General features: G+C 41.6%; 16 protein-coding genes. 8 read left to right on the top strand and 8 right to left on the bottom strand.

The genetic code is table 11. The features are described from left to right. Window positions 1-19 precede the first annotated feature (19 nt). Both HG263_RS01045 and HG263_RS01040 read right to left on the bottom strand, forming a co-directional pair. Entirely contained in the window at window positions 20-679 is a 660-nt protein-coding gene (locus tag HG263_RS01045) for a YoaK family protein (protein WP_171624233.1), read from the bottom strand. 448 nt (window positions 680-1,127) lie between these two features. Further along, window positions 1,128-1,853 (bottom strand): AraC family transcriptional regulator, encoded by a 726-nt coding sequence (locus tag HG263_RS01040; protein WP_171624232.1) that lies wholly within the window; start codon window positions 1,851-1,853, stop codon window positions 1,128-1,130. Between the two features lie 162 nt (window positions 1,854-2,015). Here HG263_RS01040 and HG263_RS01035 point away from each other — a divergent pair, with 162 nt between their 5' ends. The 7 genes from HG263_RS01035 (at window position 2,016) to HG263_RS01005 (ending at window position 9,345) form a co-directional block, all read left to right on the top strand. Continuing rightward, entirely contained in the window at window positions 2,016-3,176 is a 1,161-nt protein-coding gene (locus HG263_RS01035) for a Gfo/Idh/MocA family protein (RefSeq protein ID WP_171624231.1), read from the top strand. 6 nt (window positions 3,177-3,182) lie between these two features. Further along, on the top strand, window positions 3,183-4,235 hold the full coding sequence (locus tag HG263_RS01030) for a sugar phosphate isomerase/epimerase family protein (RefSeq protein WP_171624230.1): 1,053 nt from the start codon (window positions 3,183-3,185) through the stop codon (window positions 4,233-4,235). Window positions 4,236-4,260: 25 nt separating this feature from the next. Then, window positions 4,261-5,481 carry an MFS transporter gene (locus HG263_RS01025; RefSeq protein WP_171624229.1) on the top strand — a complete coding sequence of 407 codons (1,221 nt, stop codon included), beginning with the start codon at window positions 4,261-4,263 and terminating at the stop codon, window positions 5,479-5,481. Between the two features lie 24 nt (window positions 5,482-5,505). After that, window positions 5,506-6,198, top strand: a complete 693-nt coding sequence (locus HG263_RS01020) for a 3-keto-disaccharide hydrolase (RefSeq protein ID WP_171624228.1) — start codon at window positions 5,506-5,508, stop codon at window positions 6,196-6,198. A 1-nt stretch (window position 6,199) separates the two neighbouring features. Further along, window positions 6,200-7,879 (top strand): GMC family oxidoreductase, encoded by a 1,680-nt coding sequence (locus tag HG263_RS01015; RefSeq protein WP_171624227.1) that lies wholly within the window; start codon window positions 6,200-6,202, stop codon window positions 7,877-7,879. Window positions 7,880-7,881: 2 nt separating this feature from the next. Next, window positions 7,882-8,637, top strand: coding sequence for a gluconate 2-dehydrogenase subunit 3 family protein (locus HG263_RS01010; protein ID WP_171624226.1), 756 nt, complete (start codon window positions 7,882-7,884; stop codon window positions 8,635-8,637). 393 nt (window positions 8,638-9,030) lie between these two features. Continuing rightward, on the top strand, window positions 9,031-9,345 hold the full coding sequence (locus HG263_RS01005) for a hypothetical protein (protein ID WP_171624225.1): 315 nt from the start codon (window positions 9,031-9,033) through the stop codon (window positions 9,343-9,345). A gap of 237 nt (window positions 9,346-9,582) precedes the next feature. Here the strand turns inward: HG263_RS01005 and HG263_RS01000 are convergent, their stop codons facing one another. The 5 genes from HG263_RS01000 to HG263_RS00980 all read right to left on the bottom strand — a co-directional run bounded on the left by HG263_RS01000 (window position 9,583) and on the right by HG263_RS00980 (window position 13,891). Continuing rightward, a complete protein-coding gene (locus HG263_RS01000; RefSeq protein WP_171624224.1) occupies window positions 9,583-10,020 on the bottom strand; it encodes an acyl-CoA thioesterase in 438 nt (145 codons plus the stop codon). A 260-nt stretch (window positions 10,021-10,280) separates the two neighbouring features. Further along, entirely contained in the window at window positions 10,281-10,595 is a 315-nt protein-coding gene (locus tag HG263_RS00995; protein ID WP_216628326.1) for a hypothetical protein, read from the bottom strand. A gap of 709 nt (window positions 10,596-11,304) precedes the next feature. Then, window positions 11,305-12,510: an organoarsenical effux MFS transporter ArsJ gene (gene arsJ, locus HG263_RS00990; RefSeq protein ID WP_171624223.1), complete on the bottom strand. Its 1,206-nt coding sequence runs from the start codon at window positions 12,508-12,510 to the stop codon at window positions 11,305-11,307. A 5-nt stretch (window positions 12,511-12,515) separates the two neighbouring features. Beyond that, window positions 12,516-13,526, bottom strand: a complete 1,011-nt coding sequence (locus HG263_RS00985) for an ArsJ-associated glyceraldehyde-3-phosphate dehydrogenase (protein ID WP_171624222.1) — start codon at window positions 13,524-13,526, stop codon at window positions 12,516-12,518. Window positions 13,527-13,540: 14 nt separating this feature from the next. After that, on the bottom strand, window positions 13,541-13,891 hold the full coding sequence (locus tag HG263_RS00980) for a metalloregulator ArsR/SmtB family transcription factor (RefSeq protein ID WP_171624891.1): 351 nt from the start codon (window positions 13,889-13,891) through the stop codon (window positions 13,541-13,543). 156 nt (window positions 13,892-14,047) lie between these two features. On the opposite strand from HG263_RS00980, the gene astB reads away from it, so the two are divergent. Then, a complete protein-coding gene (gene astB, locus HG263_RS00975) occupies window positions 14,048-15,388 on the top strand; it encodes an N-succinylarginine dihydrolase (protein WP_171624890.1) in 1,341 nt (446 codons plus the stop codon). A gap of 185 nt (window positions 15,389-15,573) precedes the next feature. Here astB and HG263_RS00970 read toward each other — a convergent pair whose 3' ends face one another. Further along, window positions 15,574-16,542, bottom strand: a complete 969-nt coding sequence (locus tag HG263_RS00970) for a hypothetical protein (RefSeq protein ID WP_171624221.1) — start codon at window positions 16,540-16,542, stop codon at window positions 15,574-15,576. Window positions 16,543-16,640: the final 98 nt, after the last annotated feature.

The raw sequence follows: 16,640 nt of genomic DNA, 5'->3' as shown, positions 1-16,640 counted from the left end.
TTGTTATTCAATGCGCTTGCTAGCTGTGACTTTTAGTATACACGCGATAGATAACCGCCAAAACCAGACATAAAGCCGCAGGAATAAACAAGGCTTTGAATAAAAACTCGGTGTAAAATAACACGCCAGCTGTGCCACCTAAAACAAACCCAAATATTATAAATAAGAATAGCGAGGCCTTTCGTCTATCAAGAGGCTCTCCTCTAAAAATAGACCCCAACATTATACCAAGATCTGTAAAAATGCCTGTGACATGAGTTGTTCTGATAATTGCACCGCTATATGTTGTAGCCAGAGCATTTTGAAGGCCACATGCTGCTGAAGCAAAGAAATGGCCATAAAACGAGCCTGAAAATAAAAGCCATGATGATAAACACAACATAACACACTCAACGAAAAGAGCTGTATCGTAATGTCTACCTAATTTTAGTGTAGAGCCATGCAGTAAAAAGCCTGATATTGATGCACCCACTAAAAATGAAACTAAAATGCCGATAAGGTGTAGTATTTTTTGAAGCGAATGACTTAATAACTCAATACCAAGCAGAGTTGCTGTTCCTGAAAGATGAGACACCGACTGGTGTTCAAAGCCGAGTAAACCGATTGCATTAACACAACCAGCAATGAAAGCTAAAATGAAGGCGCCAAGTTCTACCCACTTTGGCAGTTGAGATATCAAAGTTCGAACTCCCCTTTTACCGCTAACGCCCAAACATAGGGCAAATATAACTTGATTAAGATAAGCGACACAGGAGCAAAATCCAACTGTTATTTGTCCTGATTAGACTGTGAGAGTGACGACTCATCACCGTATAGGCACAGACATCAACACAAAACACCGTGCTAAAAACAACAAGTGATCTTCTACCCTACCTCGGCGATTACCTGTAAGCCTATCTCACCGTCCAACAATGCGTGACGAACAAAGAAAATAACGGGTACCTGACAAACTGATTTGACACTTCCGTGATAATCCCATCGTGCACTCATTAAACTTAGAATTGAAATAGTCTCCTTGATGGGAGGCATTGGAGCAGCCATACTCCTTGGTTATATGATGCAAGTTAAGCGCGTTTAACTCTTGCCCAAGGGCAAAAAAAGGGGATTCTAATGGTTAGAGAGACTAGTTAATAACCGAGTTGTGAGCGCATTTGTGACGGAACTTCACCAAACAGACGCCGAAATTGTTTGCTGAAGTAACTCGGTTCAGAAAATCCGCATTGATAAGCAACTTGTGAAATCGGTAGCTGTGTTTCAATCAGTAGCTTGCGGGCATTTTCGAGACGGACTTCATTGATAAACTGATTTGGCGTTTTCGCCAAGTGCTTTTTAAAGCGACGCTCTAAGGCACTCACCGACAAGTGTGCAAGCTCCGCCAATTCATCAATACTGATCTGACGATGATAATGCTCACGAATAAACTTCACAGGCTCTTCAACAGCACGTACATGAGAAAGCGCTTTTGAGGTTTTTTGTAAGTGCCGAGTCACACCATAAGTGCCAATAACATTACCATCGTGATCTTTTAAAGCATGCTTTGATGTTGAAAACCAACCAAGCTCACCTTGTTGGGTTTGATTAAGCTCTAAACGGTCAGTCACTATGAAGCCTTCCATCACTCGCTTATCATCATTGACGTACTGAAACGCTAAGTGTTTTGGCGAAAAATCAAAGTCTGTTTTTAACAAAATTTGCTCTAGGGTTTTATAACCCTGATGCTCAATAAAATGTTGATTACAATGCAAGATTCTACTATCGGTGTCTTTTACCCAAAAGAGAATATCTGGCAGTAAATCAAATGCAGCAATCAGCTGATTTACACCTGATTTTTTTATTATTTCATGTATATCCATTGCTTGATTTTGTCTCTATCCCGAATAGCCACATATATTTTAAACGCCGATTTTGTTGCATTGCCAACCGAATTTTTATTATCACTTGTTGCTCAAGCTTTCCTATTATCAACATCATGATATTAAAAGTAGCTAACGCTATTTAAATTAGGAGCGCTTAATATGAGCAAAGCTAAAATCCGCATGGCGATGGTTGGCGGTGGCGAAGGTGCTTTCATTGGCGCTATTCATCGTATTGCAGCGCGATTAGACGGAATGATAGAGCTTGTTGCAGGCGCATTTAGTTCAGATGCTAATAAGTGTAAAGCAACCGGCGAATTACTGGGGCTAGATAGCAGTCGTTGCTACGACAGTTACCAAAGCTTATTTTCCGCAGAGGCAAAATTACCTACTGATGAGCGTATCGACTTTGTGGCAATTGTAACACCAAACCATTTGCATTTTCCCGTGGCCAAAATGGCACTTGAACATGGTATTCATGTGTTATCAGATAAACCGGCAACGCTAACACTTGCAGAAGCAAAACAATTACAAGCCATCATTGCAAAGCAGCAAGTTTTATACGGTTTAACCCACACTTACACGGGTTACCCCATGATAAAAGAAGCTAAACACCGCGTTAAAGCCAGTGAGCTTGGCACGATTCGCAAAGTGATTGTAGAGTACACCCAAGGCTGGTTATCTCACAGTGAAGACGAAGGTTCAAAACAAGCAAGTTGGCGTTTAGATACGAGTAAGTCTGGTATTAGCTGCTGTATGGGCGACATAGGTGTGCATGCGGCTAACTTAGCCGAGTATGTTGCTGGCCTCGAAATTACAGAGCTTTGTGCTGATTTAAACCATGTCGTTGATGGTCGGTCCCTTGATGATGATGGTACCGTGCTACTTAGATTCAATAATGGCTGTAAAGGTGTTTTACTGGCAAGCCAAATCGCAATAGGCGATGAAAACAACTTACGGCTACGCATTTACGGCGACAAGGCAAGCCTTGAATGGTCACAGCTTGAGCCTAATAGTTTATGGCTGCGTGGTCACAACCAACCGTCTATTTTACTCAGAGCCGGTGTGGGTGAATTACACCCTGACACACAAAACGCACTGCGAGCTCCTGCAGGTCACCCAGAAGGCTACCTTGAAGCATTTGCTAATATTTACCGCAATTTTGCTGCGCAAATTCACGCATTTAAACAAGGCGACCACGTAACAAACTCATCATTTGATGTACCTGGCATCAATGAAGCTATGCGTGGTATGGCATTTATTGAGCACGTAGTTGCTTCATCAAAGCAAGACATCAAGTGGCAAAAATTACAGGTTGGATAATAAAGAATGAATAAAATCAAAGGTCCAGCAATTTTTTTGGCGCAGTTTATTTCTAAAGAAGCCCCCTTTAATAGCCTTCGTGGCTTATGTGAGTGGGCAAGCGGTTTAGGTTACAAAGCAATTCAAGTACCAACCTCTAACCCCGAAATTTTCGATTTAGAAAAAGCAGCCCAAAGTCAGCAATACTGCGATGAAGTCACTGGTATTGCCACCGAGTATGGACTTACAATTTCAGAGCTATCAACCCATTTGCAAGGCCAGTTAATTGCTGTACACCCTGCATATGATGAAATGTTCGATAACTTTGCCGCAGAGCATGTAAAAGGTAATCCTGCAGCACGTACAAAATGGGCAACTGAGCAGCTGATGCTGGCAGCAAAAGCAAGCAAGAACCTTGGTTTAACAACCCATGCGACTTTTTCGGGGTCATTTTTATGGCATACCTTTTACCCATGGCCACAACGCCCACACGGGCTTGTTGAGCAAGGCTTTAGCAAACTTGCCAATCGTTGGTTACCGATTTTGGATTGCTTTGACGAGCATGGTGTGGATGTGTGTTATGAATTGCATCCGGGTGAAGATCTTCATGATGGCGTGACGTTTGAGCGCTTTTTAGCGGCAACAGATAATCACCCGCGCGTTAATATTCTTTATGATCCGAGCCACTTCGTATTGCAACAGCTCGACTATTTAGCGTTTATCGATATCTATCATTCGCACATTAAAGCCTTTCATGTCAAAGATGCCGAATTTATCGCCAATGGCCGCTCAGGGGTATATGGCGGTTTTCAAAACTGGCAAGACCGACCAGGGCGTTTTCGCTCTTTAGGAGATGGGCAAGTTGATTTTAAGCAGATTTTCAGCAAGTTAACTCAATATGGTTTTGATGGTTGGGCTGTACTTGAATGGGAATGCTGCTTAAAGCACCCTGAAGATGGAGCAACAGAAGGTGCTGAGTTTATTAAAGCTCACATAATAAACCCAACGGACAAAGCCTTTGACGATTTTGCCAGTGGCACAACAAACACTGTGCGTAATAATCGAATTTTAGGTTTATAAAACCGATAACGATAGGACACACAATATGGACAACAATAATTATAACCGCATAGTCTTTCGGCTTTGTTGTATAGCACTGATTGTGACCTCTATGACCTTTGCTATCCGTGCTGGTATTTTAGGTCAACTTGGCAGCGAATTTGGTTTAACCGACACCGAACTTGGTTGGGTGAATGCTATGGCATTTTTGGGCTTTCCCGTTGCAACTATGGTCGGCGGTATTATTTATAACGCTATTGGTGCTAAAAAATTAGTGGTGTTAGCGTTTATCTGTCATTTACTTGGTCTGATTTTTACTATTACTGCCGATGGCTTCTGGGGCTTATTAGTTTCTACCTTTTTGATTGGTTTTGCTAACGGCTCTGTTGAAGCTGGCTGTAATCCACTGATTGCAGAAATGTATCCTAAAAATACCACCACAATGCTAAACCGTTTTCATGTTTGGTTTCCAGGTGGCATTGTGATTGGCGCACTTGCTTCTAACGTTATGTCGGGAGCGGGCCTAAATTGGCAGTGGCAAGTGGCATTAATTTTAGTTCCAACTGTTATTTATGGCGCTATGCTAATTAAAGCTCAGTTTCCTCGTTTTGATATCCGTACTCACTCAACCACCAGTAATATTCGCAACTTATTCACGCCGTTATACATCTTTTTAATTGTGTGTATGACGTTCACCGCAACTACTGAGTTTGGTACACAACAATGGATTGAGCGAATTTTAGGTTCTTCAGGGGCTTCTCCTATGGTGGTATTAGCCTTAATCACCGGCTTAATGGCTGTTGGCCGATTCTTTGCGGGTCCAATTGTTCATAAGCTTAATCCTAGCGGTGTGTTACTTGGTTCTGCCATTTGTGCAAGCTTAGGTATTTTTATGATGAGTCAAGCCAAGGGCAGCATGATTTATCTGGCAGCTATGCTATTTGCACTAGGCGTTACCTACTTTTGGCCGACCATGCTTGGTTGCGTTGCTGAATACATTCCAAAGTCAGGAGCGCTGGGTATGTCATTGATGGGCGGTGCTGGCATGTTTGCTATGAGCATCTGGAACCCTGTAATTGGTAGTTGGATAGACGCTGCCCGTTCATCGGCAAAGGCAAGTGGTGCAAGCGCTGAACAAATTGAAATTTTAGCCGGACAGGCTGTATTACAAAATCTACTGATCTTCCCAATTATTTTAATCGTCGCATTCATTGGGTTGCATTTAGTAGTTAATAACAACAAACGCACCGAAAAATGTGCATCTTAAGCAAGTAAATCGTCGAGGAACACTATGTTTAAATCTTTTAAAGCACTGACTTTAATGCTTACCGTTAGTAGCTGTGCACTCGCTAATACGGCTGACAATCAGCTTACACTACAAGAAAAACAAGCTGGCTGGCAGTTATTGTTTGATGGCAAAGATATGTCGCTGTGGCGCAATTTTAAAAGCGAATCTTTAAACCCTGCATGGGTTGTTGAAGATGGCGCTATGACATTAACTAAAGGTGGCGGTGATGTGCTAACCAAAAAGCAGTACCAAAATTTTGAATTACTGATTGATTGGAAAATCTCTACCAAGGGTAATAGTGGCATTTTCGTACTGGCTGATGAAACTGGGCAGATGATTTACTCACATGCTCCTGAAATTCAAATTATCAACAACGAAGAACACCCAGATACCGAAATTGATTCTCACTTAGCGGGTTCAATTTACGATTTATTTGCAGCGCCAACTGCGGCACACAAACCTGCAAATAGCTGGAACCATGTTCGCATTAAAATGCAAGACAACCACTTACAAGTCTGGCAAAACGGTATCAGTACTACCAGCATTGTTATTGGTAGTACAACATGGAATACACTTGTTAAAGGCAGCAAGTTTGCAAGCTGGAAAAACTTTGCAACAGCAGAGCAAGGACATATTGGGCTCCAAGACCACGGTGACAAAGTGTGGTTTAAAAATATAAAAATTAAGGAGCTATGAGATGTCTGATTTTAAACATAAGGTATTAGTGGTTGGCTCTGGTGCTGGCGGTGCAATGGCTGCTTATACACTGACCAAACTTGGTCACAAAGTCTTATTACTTGAAGCCGGTCGTAATTATGACCCGAAAGCAGAAAGCCCGATGTTTCGCCGTAACAACGAAGCCCCGCTTATGGGTGCTGGTAATAAAGACAAAAATTTTGGCTTTTACGATGCAACCGTTGATGGTGGCTGGCAAGTGCCTGATGAACCTTATACTAGCGCTAAGGGCAGTGACTTTTACTGGTGGCGTGCACGTATGCTAGGTGGTCGAACTAACCATTGGGGCCGTTATTCATTACGCTTTAGTGAGCACGATTTTAAAGGTAAAAGCCGTGATGGTCACGGTGCAGACTGGCCATTTGAATACGCTGATCTAGCACCTTGGTACGATAAAACAGAAGAGCTTGTTGGTGTATGTGGTACTAATACCGGCCATGAAGATATGCCTGATTCATCACCCGGTATTTTACAGCCACCACCAAAACCGCGTGTTCCTGAGCTTTTAATTGCTGCTTCTGCAAAGAAAATTGGAATTCAAGCAGTGCCTATGCACCGCGCGGTACTAACCCGCCCTAAAGATGACCGCATGGCCTGTTTTTATGCAACACCATGTGGCTCTGGTTGCTCGATTGGTGCTGCTTTTCAAACCACGACATCGCTCCTACCAATGGCAAAAGCCACGGGTAACTTAAAAGTAATTACCGATGCAATGGTTAAATCAGTTAAGGTTGATGAGCAAGGTAAAGTAACTGGGGTAACGTATGTTGATAAACATACGGTCACAGAGCATGCCATTGATGCTGATGTGGTTATCTTAGCCGCCAGTGCCTGTGAATCAGCACGTATTTTACTAAACTCAAAGAGCAAGAAGCATCCTAAAGGCCTTGCTAATTCAAGTGGCCAAGTCGGTCGAAACTTAATGGACTCGACTGGGGCATGGTTAGGTGCGCAAATTCCAGCACTTAAAGGTCGCCCTCGTTATAACGAAGATGGCCATACCGCTAATCATTTATTTATTCCTTGGTGGGGTCATAAAGCACAAGCTAACAATGAGTTAGACTTTCCACGGGGTTATCACTTTGAAATTGGTGGTGGCTTTAGACAACCGGGCTCTGGTGTGTCGGGTGATAAACAAGGCTACGGCCCTGCCCTTAAACAGCAAATTCGTGATGCATATGGCTCTTACGTAGGTTTTGCCCTTCGTGGTGAGATGCTACCGAACAAAGATACCTATATGGAAATAGACGAAAACGTTAAAGACAAATGGGGTATTCCGGTATCAAAGTTCCACTTTAAGTGGTCTGATAGAGAGTTAAAGCAAATCGAACATGGTTTAAAAACCGCGAAGCAAATCTTAGAAAACATGGGCGCAACCGTTGGCGACCTCCCTCCAGCTGAAAAAGCAATTTCAAAAGGCGGCGAAATTATCCACGAAGTGGGTACCACACGAATGGGGAGCTCAAAGAAAGATTCTGTCACCAATCAATGGGGTCAAACATGGGATTGTAATAACCTATTTGTTATGGATGCGGGTGTATTTGCTTCAAACCCTCATAAAAACTGTACGCTCACCATCATGACACTGGCAATGCGTAATTCAACGTGGCTTGCTCAACAAATCGATAACGGGGTACTTTAATTATGCATCATCGTAACGAACATGAATCATATAACTATGTTTCTAACATGAGTCGCCGAGAGTCATTAAAATGGCTTGGTTTATTAGCAGCTGGCTCAGCGGTTGGTCTAACAACTGGCTGCACAAAAGTACTTGAAGATGACATCGCAGTCTCTGCAAAAGCGCATTGGCCTGATTTAGATATTAAGCCTGTGACAGCTAAAGGCTATGGTCAAGATCCTAATTTAGTGATGCCAACTGAATCACCATGGCCTCTGACCTTAACGGCAGACGAACTGACATTAGTGGCTCTATTAGCTGATTATATAATACCGCGCGAAGGTGATATTCCTTCAGCCAGCGAGCTACAAGTACCGGCAGTGATCAATGAGTGGGTGAGCGCGCCTTATGAAGGCCAACAGCGCGACCGAATTAAAATTTTAAATTCATTAGCTTGGCTTAACGATGAAGCACAGCTTCGTTTTAAAAAGCAATTTGTTGCGCTTAGCGAAAAGCAACATCGCGCGATTTTAGATGATATTGCGTTTTTAAACGAGCAAACACCTGCGCAATTTCAGCGTATTGGTAAAGCCTTTTTGCGCTTTAAAGAGTTAGTGCTCGCAGCCTTTTTCTGTACACCTGAAGGCTGTAAAGACATAGGTTACCTTGGCAATGTTCCCATTGCTGGTGATTACCCTGGGCCTTCAGATGAAGCAAAAGCCCATTTAGATCAGGTTTTAGTTGAACTTGGTCTAAGCGAGTATGCCTATACCGATTAACTTTGCCCACTTATGTTATTTTTAACTCAGTGCAGGGGGTACTCCCCTGCTTTTTTAGAATAAAACAAAGATCTCTTGCTCGGTTTCAACTTTGGAAAATTAATACGCAAATTTATCCCTTAACCTATAACAAGTTATGAGTTGAAGCCCAACCTCTCAAGCTTTAGACGTCCATTCATTCGCTTCAAACAAGTTTGAGTGCCAGTCCATAAAATGTAACTCATTAGTACAAGCCGGGCTCAGTATCACAAAAAATTGACACCTTTTTCAGGATAAGTAGCAATTTCTCTCTTATTTTCAATGCCTAAGCAATAAATGCGAGTGTATTTTCAAGCTTGGTTTAAAAAGTGCATGAGCGTATGGAAAGTAACAAAAATTAAGAGTGCCACCAAGATGAATCAAAACACAAATACAGTGTATGTGTTAAGCGGATACGCTAAATGTTCGACCACACACCATAGCAAATACAAACCCGGCAACAAACACTCTATTGGCCTGCTAACAACCGATGAAAATTATCAAGATAACATTAATCAGCTTAAAACCTTTATTAAAGATTTAGGCTGGGAGTCTGTTACGTTTTGCATGGTTGAGGAGGTTAATGATATTAGCTCCTTGTCTAATGACGTTTTGATCTCAAGCTTTCTTCGCGCGCAGAAAAATGGTCAATCATTGGTGGTAAACGATCTCCCAATTACAGTGCATTAAGATGAAAGTAAGGTTTACGAAGTAACTGTAGACGCCTACTTCAAAGTTTGCCTACTCTACTTTGAGAGCTGTATATTTGAGTCAGTAAAACCCAATAGCATTAACTTTCTAATGCACCAACCAACTAACGCCTAAAAAGTTTGGTCATCTATAAGCCCTAAAAAGGTTAACTGAATTTAGTTAACCTTTCTGGTAATCGTACATTACCAGCACTGAACAGGATAAGGCGCCAAGACCCTATTGATTGATGTCCATCTCGTATTGCTTAAGTATGGTCAATATATGCTCTGGGATCAGCGACTTTTGCCCTGTTTTCATATTAAACATCACCACAGTTGCATACCCTGTTGTGCATACTGCCTGTTGTGACTCACTAAACGCCTCGTAGCACATGGTGAAGCGGTCTTCTTTTATATCGGTAATATATGAGCCGATATACAAAGTATCTGGAAAAGTTACCGGTCGTTTGTATTGCGCATAAGTATCGCGTAACACAGGGCTATATGTGGGTTCTGATAATATAGAAAGTAGCCCCGTTTGTTTTAAAAAATCTATTCGTGCGGTTTCGAAGTAACGAAAGTACGACACGTTATTCACATGCCCCAACGCATCCATTTCTCCCCATACCACATTAATTTTGGTATTAACTGCAAACTTCTCGAAAAATTCTTGCATGATTTTGCCTTTAGTTTTTGTTACTGATTTGAGAGTAACAACTCATCGTACCAGTAACAAGCGCTTGGCAAAAGATTATCATATTCTTCGCTAAGGAAGTCGATCATTTCATCCAAATTTCATGGGCCTAATGATGTTTTATAATCAGAAAAGTCCTCTTGAGTTTGAGTCCTGTGGGCATATTTTTTTAGACAGAACCACATTTGAACCTGTGTAAATGAGATGTAACTCCACTACTTTACTGGCACGCCTGTTACAACTTAGTTGGCAGGATCAAATTGAATGACTAAACAATAACCACCATCCGGACGCCCGGATGTATATATAGTTCCAGACTTGGCTTGAGACGCCCACGCTGCCAATACTACAGAAATTATTGTGGTATTCTTTTGCTCTATTAACATCCAACCGTAAGGCGTTCCTTCACAGTTTGACGGCAACCTCGTATCCATCATTACCATCAGACCGTCTGTTGTAGCCGTGATATTTTTAATTTTTCCCGATTGATAATTTTCTGCAGCTATAACAGGTTGCACAGAAAGTAGCATGACGAATATTATTAATGCATTTTTCAAGTTAAATCTCCTTAATTGACTAATGGGCTATGAGTTGTAACGCCGTTTTATGCGGCAAATTGGAGGTGGCTAAAATAAGTGAGGAACGAACAAAAAGCAACCGGCCTCTTGTAATGTGAGGCTTTTATGGGTGTTTTACTATCTCAAGGTCTGAATCTGGTACGACTATAAACCCTTGCAATATAACTTTTGCCAACACTGAACTCCTGAAACGTATAACAGCTTATTCTCTGCGAAAATGTAGGAATAAATACCTACAAAACGGGGCCATATTACGTGTACCTATTTTTTCATGTAAAAACTTCAATGTAAACAAAGTCTAAAAAGCTTTCAAAAAACACTCCGTTAAAATTGGACATATTGGGCCATAACAATGTAATTGGACAAAGAACTGGATATAAAAACAGTGCATTTTAACAAATGGAATTGCTTATGAAGTCTCCCTTTTTAACTATGGTGCAAGAGCCCATTTATACACGCCCCCCAATATACTCGTTACGCTGAAGTTGAGTTATTAGGAAGTCATCTTGTCAATCAACAACATGTAGCACAAGGCTCCCAAGCGCAGGCATTAAAAGCGCTTAGCAGTCTTTAACAAAGCATTTTTAAATATAGATTCAGTTAAGCCGAGAACAGTTACTCTAAAAAAATCGACAGCCACAAATCAATAAAGGAGATACCACACGGCTACCTCCCCTATTGTTAGCAATTAACTCTGGTAACCTAGCTGCTTACTTATTATCACGGTTATCAACAGCAAAAGGCTTGATAGCCACAAACACGCTTCAAGGCCATAGCTTTGATAGATAACGCCAGAGAGCACAGTACCAAACAATCTACCCGCAGCATTTGCCATGTAGTAAAAGCCAACATCGAGTGAGACACCATCACTGTCAGCAAATTTAACAATCAAGTAGCTATGCAGCGATGAGTTAATCGCAAATACGCCACCAAAACATAGCAAGCCGATAACAATCACCCACATTGGGGCGACTTGGTTTGTCAGTGCAACCGCAATAGAAGCAGGGATTATCGTTAGTAACATTGCCCAAAACGTCAACTGCTTAGCCGGTATCTTAGGTTTGTTTTTATGGTTAGTAATTTTTGGCGCGTTGGCCTGCACTATGCCATAAAAAATAATCCAAGCGGCCATAAATCCCCCCACAAGGGTATGATCCCAGCCAAAGGTTGATGACAAAAATACTGGCAAGGCGACCACAAACCAAACATCTCTAGATGCAAACAAACACAATCGGGCTGCAGACAAAATGTTGATTTGACGACTTTTGGATAGCAGCTCACTAAATTTAGGCTTAAACTTCTTTTTACCTAAATCTTGTTTTAACAACACTAAACTGCACACCCAAGCAACGCTTAATAACCCAACCATCGCCCATAAAGCGCCCACAAAACCCATAGCTGCCAACAATGCACCACCTAGAAAGAAGCCAACACCTTTAAGTGCGTTTTTAGACCCTGTGAGCCTAGCAACCCATTTATAGAGTGTACCGTCTGCATTTTCAGGTACTAGCAGCTTGATTGCGCTTTTGGCGCTCATCTTGTTTAGGTCTTTTGCTATGCCTGACAGCGCTTGTGCTGCCATAACATAGCCGACCGTTAACCATTGCGGATTTATGGCCAACATAACCAGTGAAATTATTTGCAAAGCTAAACCAAGGTTCATGGTTTTATTGAGTCCTAGGCGGGCTCCTAACCAGCCACCTAGCAAGTTAGTTACAACGCCAAAGAACTCATAAAACAAAAACAGCATCGCAATGGCAATCGCGCTATATCCAAGCTGATGAAAATAAAGCACCACAAGCATGCGCAGCGCGCCATCAGTCAGGGTAAAAGCCCAATAGTTACCAGTTATGATGAGATACTGTTTTATCTCACTTGAGAGCTGTCTTACCATCGTCTTTATACAAAACGCTTAGCAACAACGTAACGAACCAGATCGGCGGTACGGTTTGCATAGCCCCACTCGTTGTCATACCAAAGATACATTTTAACTTGCGTACCATTGACCACCATGGTCGATGGTGCATCCACAATTGAACTGCGTGGATCGGTACGATAGTCAATTGACACTAACGGGCGTGTTTCAAAGCCTAAAATATCTTTTAACTCACCTTCGGCAGCCTGTTTCATCCAGCCATTTATTTCGTCGATGGTCGTCTTTCGACTAACTTCAAACACACAGTCGGTGATTGATGCATTGGCAAGTGGTACACGGATCGCATGACCGTTCAATTTACCTTTTAATTCAGGAAAAATGTGTGTTATAGCCGTTGCAGAACCCGTTGTTGTTGGGATCAAACTCATACCACACGCTCGAGCACGTCTGAGGTCTTTATGAGGTGCATCTAAAATCGTTTGCGTATTGGTGATGTCGTGGATAGTGGTCATTGAGCCGTGTTCAATGCCAATTTTGTCTTGCAGGACCTTAACAACTGGCGCTAAGCAGTTTGTGGTGCAAGACGCTGCAGTTACAATGTCATGCTTTGCTTCATCATATTCTTGATGATTAACACCATACACAATGTTTAAAACGCCCTCTTCTTTGACTGGCGCAGTTACCACAACTTGTTTAACGCCTTGGTCAAGGTAACCTTGAAGCAACGCTTTGGTTTTCATTTTACCCGATGCTTCAATCACTAAGTCACAGCCAGACCAATTAGTTTGGGCAATTTCTTTATTATGAGACACACTAATTTTATGACCATCAATCAGCATATGCTGATCATTTGCATCTACTTCAAAACTCCAACGACCGTGCACCGAATCAAAGTTCATAAGATGAGCCAGTGTCGGTGCATCTCCCGCAGGGTCGTTAATATGAACAATGTCTATGTTGTTGCTTGCATATAACGCACGCATGGTAAGACGACCCATACGGCCAAATCCATTAATTCCTACTTTGATTGTCATTGTGTTAGTCCTAATTAGTTGTTGCAACAAGAGGCCACGCGCTCTGGTCGTGATCCCATGCTGTTTAGTTTGTCTGTGGCGGTTTGTAAAAATGCTTGATTATGTTCATAGGTTTGGGTGATTACACTTTTAACCCAGTCTGCTAGTTGTTCATTGATACGGTAATAAACCCATTGCTTGTGTTTGCGATCGGTCACAATCCCTACCTTTTTCAGTTGTGCAAGGTGACGTGAGATTTTTGGTTGGCTAAGTTCAAGTGCTGCCATTAATTCACATACACACAGTTCTTGCTCCTGTTCAATTAATAACAGGCACAGTAATCGCGTGTTATCAGCGAGTGCTTTGTAAAACGTAAGTAAGTCCATATTTTTCTCGACTACTAGAATATATGGAAAATCATATATTCGTTTATCCATATATTCAATATTTTTCTATGAAATCGAATGGCAATTGATTATAGCGTGACTCTTGTCATACTCAGTAACACATCAACAGTACAGGAACATGACATGAATAATAATCTGGCCAGTTTAGAAGTTAATTTTGATGGCTTAGTAGGACCAACCCATAATTATGCAGGGCTATCTTATGGAAATGTGGCCTCATTAAATAATGCCGATGCAGTTTCAAACCCAAAACAGGCTGCCCTTCAGGGGCTTGCAAAAATGAAAGCAATGCATGATATGGGTTTAAAACAAGGTGTGTTTGCGCCCCATGCTCGTCCCGATGTAGACGCCCTCAGGCGTTTGGGCTTTACTGGCAATGATTCGCAAGTGATCAATAAAGCAGCTAAAGAGTCACCCGTTTTACTTCGAGCAGTTTATTCTGCATCAGCGATGTGGACTGCTAATGCAGCAACCGTTTCACCCTCTTTAGATACACAAGACAATAAAGTGCATTTCACTGCGGCCAATTTAAATAATAAATATCACCGTTCATTAGAACCACAGACGACGACCGCCTTGCTTAAAGCAATGTTCAACAACAACGACTATTTTGTGCATCATACTCATTTACCCGAACAGCCTTTTTTTGGCGACGAAGGCGCGGCCAACCACACGCGTTTATGTGATAGCCATGGTAGCAAAGGACTTGAATTGTTTGTGTATGGTGCAAGTAGTCTTAATAACTCAATCCAAGGGCCTAAAAAATATCCTGCCAGGCAAACACTAGAAGCAAGCCAAGCAATCGCCAGACTTCACCATATTAATCACAGCCAAGCTATATATATCCAACAAAACCCAGAGGTGATCGACCAAGGAGTATTCCACAATGACGTCATCGCTGTGGGAAATGAAAATGTACTGTTATGCCACGAGCAAGCATTTTTAGACCAACCCTCAGCCTTAGACAAGATTAATCGAGCATACATTGGTGACAAACCGCTTCATATTGTTGAGGTGCCAACGCAATCAGTTAGTGTTGAAGATGCAGTAAAAAGCTACTTGTTTAACAGTCAGCTAGTCTCTCTAGAAGATGGCTCTATGATGCTGGTAGCACCAGAGGAGTGCAAAAACAACAGCAACGTGAGTCAATACATTGAATCTTTGCTGTCCATGAACAACCCTGTCAATACCGTTAAGTTTTTTGACCTTAGACAAAGCATGCAAAATGGTGGCGGCCCAGCTTGTTTAAGGCTAAGAGTTGCATTAACCGAGCAAGAACTTGCCCAAGTAAACCCCGAGGTTATGATGAGTGATGATAAGTTTTCAACATTAATAACTTGGGTAGATAAACACTATCGAGACAAATTAACAGATAACGACCTTGCAGATCCGCAATTAATTGTTGAAACACAGACGGCGCTAGATGAGTTAACACACATACTCGCACTTGGAAGTGTTTATCAATTTCAACGTTAGCCAAATTTGAAACTAAAAAAGCCCAGCAGAGCTGGGCTTACAACTTAGGGAAAATAATAACTAATACTTTGTATTTGCAATTCGCCTAATAAGTACACTCATTAAACGCCTGTAAACAATATATGATATATTGTATACAATCAAGAGTTTCAAAATTTTTATTTCCCTTCTGTTTATATAAGGTTCTATAAATTCCGTAACTTACTGATTACAGACTCAAAATCTTCACCCTTAATTTCCTTACGGTATTCAGCGCGCATAGCTGATAAGTACTCATATGCGAGGTCTTCAGCACGGCGTAATCCAATATCTGTTGCATTCCAACGTTTAGTCGGCTTTCCAGGGAATGAAGCGCCAACCATACAATCTAAAGGTGCCATTATACTATTATCTGGTTGTTCTTGCTCTGCAGCAGCACTTAAAGCTGGTACTGAACGGCCACCAAAACAACGACTTCCAAATGTTTGCACTCCTCCCATAGAGTAAGATTTTGCATCAACCTTTGCGCCTAATGATGCCAATTTACTCGCCATAGCGCTGGCCTGCGATTTAACAAATGCCTCACTTACATAACCTTTAACATGGCGTTCTGTAAGTACAGCCAAGTTGAGGGTTGCAATTAGAGAATAAGAAGAAGTGAGCGCATAAGCATTACTATTATATGATGAGTCATAAGCCCTATGTTCACGTAATGCATTCACGTAAAACAACAACGAAGTCAATATAGAGGGGTCGAAATTACTGCCACTAAGGGAATCTTGATAGTAATCAAAAGTATTGCTGAATGAAGCGAGCTGGCTCTTAGCATCATGAACAGCATCATTTATGATCACTCCAAACACCAAATTTTCAATTTTTTGCAAATCTTCAGCATGTAAACGAACAATCTGTGGGCCTGCTTCTCCCCCACCAAATAGCAAGTTAGAGATGAAATCCTTTGCTCCCCCTTTAATGGCACTTTTAGCACCGTCTAAAATCCAACCGCGAATTAGTTCTGTGGTTATCAAGCCCTGAATATAAGCAGATTCAGAGATTTCAAGCTCGCTTTTAACCAGCTGCTGAGTTGAATTCGTAGTCTCTTCGCTCGCTACAGTAGCCATTGACGTAGTTATAGCGAGGGCTATTGCGGTATTCTTTATATATTTAAATTTCACAATACTTTCCTTAATTTGTAGATTTATAAATGAACATAACTGTTCTGCTTTGGTTATTACTCGTAAAGCTAAACTTTAAGTACATTTAGTGAATTTAA

It is taken from the genome of Pseudoalteromonas caenipelagi (genome assembly GCF_013140855.1).
GTDB classification, from domain to species: Bacteria; Pseudomonadota; Gammaproteobacteria; order Enterobacterales; family Alteromonadaceae; genus Pseudoalteromonas; species Pseudoalteromonas caenipelagi.
The sequence above is the reverse complement of the archived record's forward strand: the minus strand, read 5'-3'. Positions and strand labels throughout refer to the sequence as shown.